Origin of the sequence: Corallococcus sicarius (assembly GCF_003611735.1) — a bacterium.
In the GTDB taxonomy this organism is placed as follows: domain Bacteria; phylum Myxococcota; class Myxococcia; order Myxococcales; family Myxococcaceae; genus Corallococcus; species Corallococcus sicarius.
The window spans coordinates 1-5,193 of the sequence record NZ_RAWG01000472.1 but is presented as its reverse complement, the minus strand read 5'-3'; the positions used below and the strand labels follow the sequence as shown (position 1 = coordinate 5,193).

At 69.3% G+C, this 5,193-nt stretch carries 5 protein-coding genes and 1 pseudogene; 3 read left to right on the top strand and 3 right to left on the bottom strand.

All coding sequences use genetic code 11. The annotated features are described in order from the left end of the window. Positions 1-69 precede the first annotated feature (69 nt). Complete coding sequence (locus D7X12_RS38990; RefSeq protein ID WP_120630225.1) at positions 70-936, top strand: TolB family protein; 867 nt, start codon at positions 70-72, stop codon at positions 934-936. Continuing rightward, complete coding sequence (locus tag D7X12_RS38985) at positions 936-1,586, top strand: M23 family metallopeptidase (protein WP_244225044.1); 651 nt, start codon at positions 936-938, stop codon at positions 1,584-1,586. The genes D7X12_RS38990 and D7X12_RS38985 overlap by 1 nt, the downstream gene beginning before the upstream one ends. 31 nt (positions 1,587-1,617) lie before the next feature. Here the strand turns inward: D7X12_RS38985 and D7X12_RS38980 are convergent, their stop codons facing one another. The 3 genes from D7X12_RS38980 to D7X12_RS38970 all read right to left on the bottom strand — a co-directional run bounded on the left by D7X12_RS38980 (position 1,618) and on the right by D7X12_RS38970 (position 4,567). Then, positions 1,618-2,415, bottom strand: a complete 798-nt coding sequence (locus D7X12_RS38980; protein ID WP_120630224.1) for an ABC transporter ATP-binding protein — start codon at positions 2,413-2,415, stop codon at positions 1,618-1,620. Between the two features lie 12 nt (positions 2,416-2,427). Beyond that, complete coding sequence (locus D7X12_RS38975; RefSeq protein WP_120630223.1) at positions 2,428-4,221, bottom strand: Vps62-related protein; 1,794 nt, start codon at positions 4,219-4,221, stop codon at positions 2,428-2,430. A gap of 115 nt (positions 4,222-4,336) precedes the next feature. Further along, complete coding sequence (locus D7X12_RS38970; RefSeq protein WP_120630222.1) at positions 4,337-4,567, bottom strand: hypothetical protein; 231 nt, start codon at positions 4,565-4,567, stop codon at positions 4,337-4,339. A 115-nt stretch (positions 4,568-4,682) separates the two neighbouring features. Here D7X12_RS38970 and D7X12_RS38965 point away from each other — a divergent pair. Continuing rightward, a pseudogene (locus D7X12_RS38965) lies at positions 4,683-5,193 on the top strand (hypothetical protein); the annotation flags it as partial.

Below are 5,193 nucleotides of genomic sequence, written 5' to 3'. Positions count from 1 at the left end.
ATTAAAAGCCGGCGCGAGAACCCCCTCGTCACCTGTCCCCCCTGATGGTTCCCCTTCCCCTGGAGTGAGATGAAAAAGCGATTCCTGACGCTCACCGTCCTGACGCTGGCAGCCAGCAGCGCCATGGCGGAGGACCGCCTGAACCCGTCGGACCTGCGCCGTGTGACCAAGGCGCGCGAGTCCCTGGTCCCCGCCGTCGCGAAGGCGTTCGGGCCCAAGGCCCGCTTCATCCACCTCTTCGGCCAGGGCCGCGGAATGCTGGCGGGCGTCGTCGCGGAGATCCCCGCGGACGCGCTGGGCACGGACGAACTGCCGCTGCTGGCCATCATGAAGTACGACGAGTCCACCGGCGCGGTGCGCGTGGTGGACCGCGAGTTCAAGTACCGCGAGGCGCGCACGGTGGGCTCGGACGTGGCGCTGCTGGATGGCGAGGGCACGCTGCGCATGCGCGACGCCAACGGCAAGGACCGGGTGCTCGCCCGCGGCGTGGGCGGCGACCTGTTCCCCACGGCGAAGGGCGACGCGCTGGTGGCCACGCTCCTGATGAACAGCGAGGGGCCGCATGAGACGGCGGTGGGCATCATCGACATGAACGGCCGCGTGAAGGTGCTCGCGGACGGGCCCGGCGTGGACGCGACGCCCAGCATCTCCCCCGACGGGAAGACGGTCGTGTTCGTGTCCGGCCGCACCAGCGTGGCGTCGTTCTACGTGACGACGGTGGAGGGCGCGGAGGCGAAGCAGCTCACCAATGTCGGGCTGGAGAACTGGCAGCTGTTCGGCGGCCCGCCGAAGGAGTTCGTGCCCCCGCCCGTGTCCTCGCACCACATGGAGTGGTTGAGCGACGACGTGCTTCGCTACAACGCCGGCGGCGGCGCCTTCTGGACCCTCAACGTGCGGACGGGCCACGCGGCCCCGGATGTGGAAGGTGCGAAGTGATGCGCGCGACGATGAAGCAGCTCACCACGGCGCTGGCCTTCGTGCTGCTGGCCCTGCCGGCGGTGTCCTCCGCCCAGACGATGTTCCGCTTCCCCGCGTCGCAGCTCGCGGACCAGTGTGGCAACGGCGGCTGCACGGTGAGCGCGTACAAGGACTACGGCGGCAGGGACTATGCCTGCGGCGGCGTGCGCTACAGCGGGCACACCGGCACGGACTACGCGCTGGTCGGCGGGTTCAGCAAGATGGACTACGGCGTCTGGGCGATGAACGCCGCCCGCGGCTACGTCGAGGCGTCGGTGGATGGGTATTACGACCGGTGCAACTACTGGAACCAGGCCAATCCCTACGCGGCCTGCGGCCTCTACACGGCCAACTACATCATCATGCGGCACCCGGACAACACGCAGACCTGGTACTGGCACCTGAAGGCCTACACGCAGCAGTTCGCGCGCGGCACGACGCTGGCGTGCGGCAACTGGATTGCCCGCGTGGGTTCGTCCGGCGCCTCCACCGGCCCGCACCTGCACTTCGAGTACTTCGTCCCGGGCTACGGCACGGATGATCCGTACGCGGGCTCCTGCGGGACGCCCTACACGCGCTGGACGGCGCAGGGCGCGTACCGGGGCCTGCCCGGCATCACCTGCCAGTAGCCGCCAGCTCCGTTGCGTCCGTCCCCGGCGCTCAGGACGCCGGGGGCGGGCGCTGTTCGGAGCGGCGCCGCAGCCAGTTGCGCAGGAAGGCCTTCACCTCCGGGTGCTGGGACTGCTTGAAGTGGTCCGGCGGGCCGTACTCCACGACGCGGCCCTCGTGCATCAGGGCCAGGTTGTCCGCGGTGCCGAAGGCGGACGCCACGTCCGGGGTGATGACCAGCGACGTGGCGCCCAGCTGCTGCCGGCCCTTGGTGATGATCTCGTTCACGGCGGCCGTGGTGAGCGGATCCAGGCCGGCGGTGGGGTCGTCGTAGAGGAGGATTTTCGGCTGGAGGATGGTGGCGCGCGCGAAGCCCACGCGCTTCTGCATGCCGCCGGACAGCTCGCCCGGGAAGCGCGTGGCGGCGTGCGACAGGCCCACCTTCTCCAGCGTCTGGTTCACCGTCCGGGTGATGTCCGCCTCGGACGTCTGGGTCAGCTCGCGCAGCGGGAACGCCACGTTGTCGAAGACGTTGAGCGAGTCGAACAGGGCGTTGGCCTGGAAGAGGATGCCCAGCTTGCGGCGCATCTGGTTGAGCACGGGCTCGCTCATCCGCGCCACCTCCTCGCCCTCCACGCGCACCGTGCCCCGGTCCGGACGCATCAGGCCCATGATGTGCTTCATCAGCACCGTCTTGCCCGAACCGGACACCCCCATCAGCACGCAGGTGGTGCCCTCCGGCACCACGAGGTCCACGCCCCGCAGGGCCACCTGCCCGCCGAAGGATTTGTGGAGGTCCCGCACCTCGATGGTCAGCTTGGGCGCCGTCCCGCTGTTGCTGTCGCTCATGGCGCCCCCACCCTACTCCAGGGTCATGTACTCCGGCTGATACACCGACCGGTTGCGCAGCGGGGACGGTCCCCCGCTGTTCACGCAGTAGCCCGTGGGGTTGTCACAGCCGCCCTCCGGGTTGCCCCAGTACGCCGTGAGGTTCATCCACGCCAGGCTGCCCGTGTAGCTGCCGGCCGGCTGCCAGGGGATGACCACCAGGCTGTTCCAGGTGTCCCACGCGAGCCCCGCGCCGGTGTCGTCCGCGAGGAAGTCGCCGTTGAAAATCGTCTCGTAGATGTGGCGGGCCGCATCCGGGTAGAGGCCGTGCGAGCCCCGGGCGGAGAAGACCTCCGGGTGCCAGCCCGTGAAGAAGACCGCCTTGTCACCGAAGGGGAAGTCCTGCCCGTTGGCGTGCTGGCTCAGGTAGACCCGCGCGGGGCGCCCGTCGATGAAGCGCACGGTGAGGTGCTCCCAGTCGCCCACGTGGTTGCCGAAGGTGGAGTAGCCCCCCACGCAGCCCCAGGGCGAGTACCAGCCGATGCACACGCGCTTGCCATTGTTGTAGGGATAGAAGCTCCAATACAGCACGTCGGTCACGTTCGTCGGCTGGCCGCCCTGGGTGCGCGCGATGCGCTGTGCGTAGACGGGGACCGGGGTTTGATTGGGGCGCTGACCGTCCAGGAACTGCGGATCCGTGCAGGAGTCACAGCCCAGCGCCTGGTTCGTCACGAGGTGGCCGTTCTCCTCGTGGACGTTGGCCAGATGGAACTGCGTGGAGGACGGGAAATAGGACTCGTCCGGGTGGAGCCAGATGCGCGGCGCGAACGCGGCGACGGTCTGCGCGTCCACCGGCTGGCCTCGCAGCTCCGCGTTGGAGGTGGCGCTCTTGTTGAGGGCCCAATAGCGGTTGCCGCCGGTGTCGCCGTGGCTGGGACGGGAGACGAAGGTGGAGGCGGGCAGGGCTCGGTGGTCGCGCGCTGTCGCCTGCCACACGCCGATGTCGTCGTTGGCGCCGGAGCCGCTGTCGTCCCAGAGCCACGCGGGGTTGGCGGGCAGGACGTATTCGCTGCGCACGCAGCGGATGAGGTCCGTGGAGGGCTTGGAGTAGCCCAGCACGGCGACGTGGCCCAGGCAGGTGTAGCCCGCGGGTGCCACGGGTTCCCAGAAGGACACGTCGTGCGTGCCGCCCGAGCCGGAGTCGCTCCAGATCCACGTGTAGTTGGACGGTCGGGCCAGGAGGTCGCCCTCGCCGCGCACGAGGAACGTCGTCGCGGGGGCCTGTCCCCGGTCGGGCATGGCGACGTCGCCCAGGGAGAAGAAGCCCGGCGTCAGGGAGAGGTCGGGGCGCCAGACGGAGATGTCATTCGTCGCGCCGGTGCCGTGATCATCGTAGACCCAGGTGAAGCGGCTCCACGGTTTGAGCTCCAGGGCCTTGGGATAGCGCAGGGGCAGCGAGTCCGCGCTCAGGGAGAACTCGGCGCTCTGGTTCGAGAGCGCGGTCGCGGCGACGACCTTGAAGCTCCCGGCGGGCAGCGTGAGGGAGAGCCGCGCGTTCGTGCCGCCGCCGCTGTTGTCGTCCTGGGCGAGCACGGTCCCGTTCGCGTCCAGCAGGTAGAGCCAGGCATCCGCGGAGGAGGTCAGCGTGAAGACCACCGGGGTGCCGGTGGACGGAGCGTCGAGCAGGAACACCCGGTTGGACGGACTGGAAGGACTCTGGCCGCCCGAGCCCTGCCAGGCACCGTAGAGGGTGTTCGCCCATGCCAGGTCCGGCAGGAGCGAGGTCGTGGCGAGCGCGACGAGGGACAGCCATTGCTTGAGGGCCATGGGCGCCTGGGGAAGGAGGAGCGCACGACCCTAGCCCGGGTGCGAGGCCCGGGTCTGGAACGCCGGTTTCCAATCATTGTCGACAAAGATGTCTCATGACGACGCGTCCACACGCCTACCGCTGTTGGGCGACGATGAGGCCGCGTCGCACATCGACGGCGTAGAGCCCGCCGGCATCCGTGGCGGTGTCGTTCGGGTCGCACATTTCGGTGTGCGCGTAGATGCCGACCAGGACGATGCCGTCCGGCAGCTGCTCCACCGACACCTGGTACGTTCCGTTGCCATCCCGGAGATACGAGTCGCCGACGCACGCCACGACCATCGTGAGCGCTATCAGCCAGCGCAACGGTGCCAGACCTTCCCGGGTGGCCCCTGAGACGCGGGGAGCGGAGGCCCACTGTCGGACTGAACAAGGACACTCTGTCCTTCACCCGTGCCGGGACCATTCACAGGAGGCGTCGATGCTCATGCGCTGGGCCGTCGTGTTGCTGCTGATGTCACCCTGGGCCGGGGTGGCGCAGGAGGCCGTCGCCCCAGAGGACTTCGACGCCACCCTTCGCAAGCTGGAGGAAGCCCTTTCGGCGGACGCTTCCGGCGAGGAAGTCGAGGGCGCGGCGCATCCCGAAGAGGAGGCTTCTCCGCCCGTCACGTCCGACTCGACGCCGCCCTGGACGAGCCTGCTGCGCATGGAGGCGGCGCCGTTGACGTTGCTGCCTCGAAGGGGCACGGGCACCGACGAAGGCTTCGTGCAGTTGGAGCCCCTGGTGGCCTTGGGGAAGGGGGAGTCGTTGCGCCTCATTCTCGGGGCGCCGGTACGGCTGCGATTGTGGGGCGGAGGGGTGGGCGCGGGCCTCGTCAGGAAGGAGGACTGGGACACGCTGTCCGACTGGGGGCAGGTGGTGCGCCTCTTCACGGCGGGAGGGGACACGCCCCACTCGGTGTGGCTGGGGATGATGGAGGGCTACTCCCTCC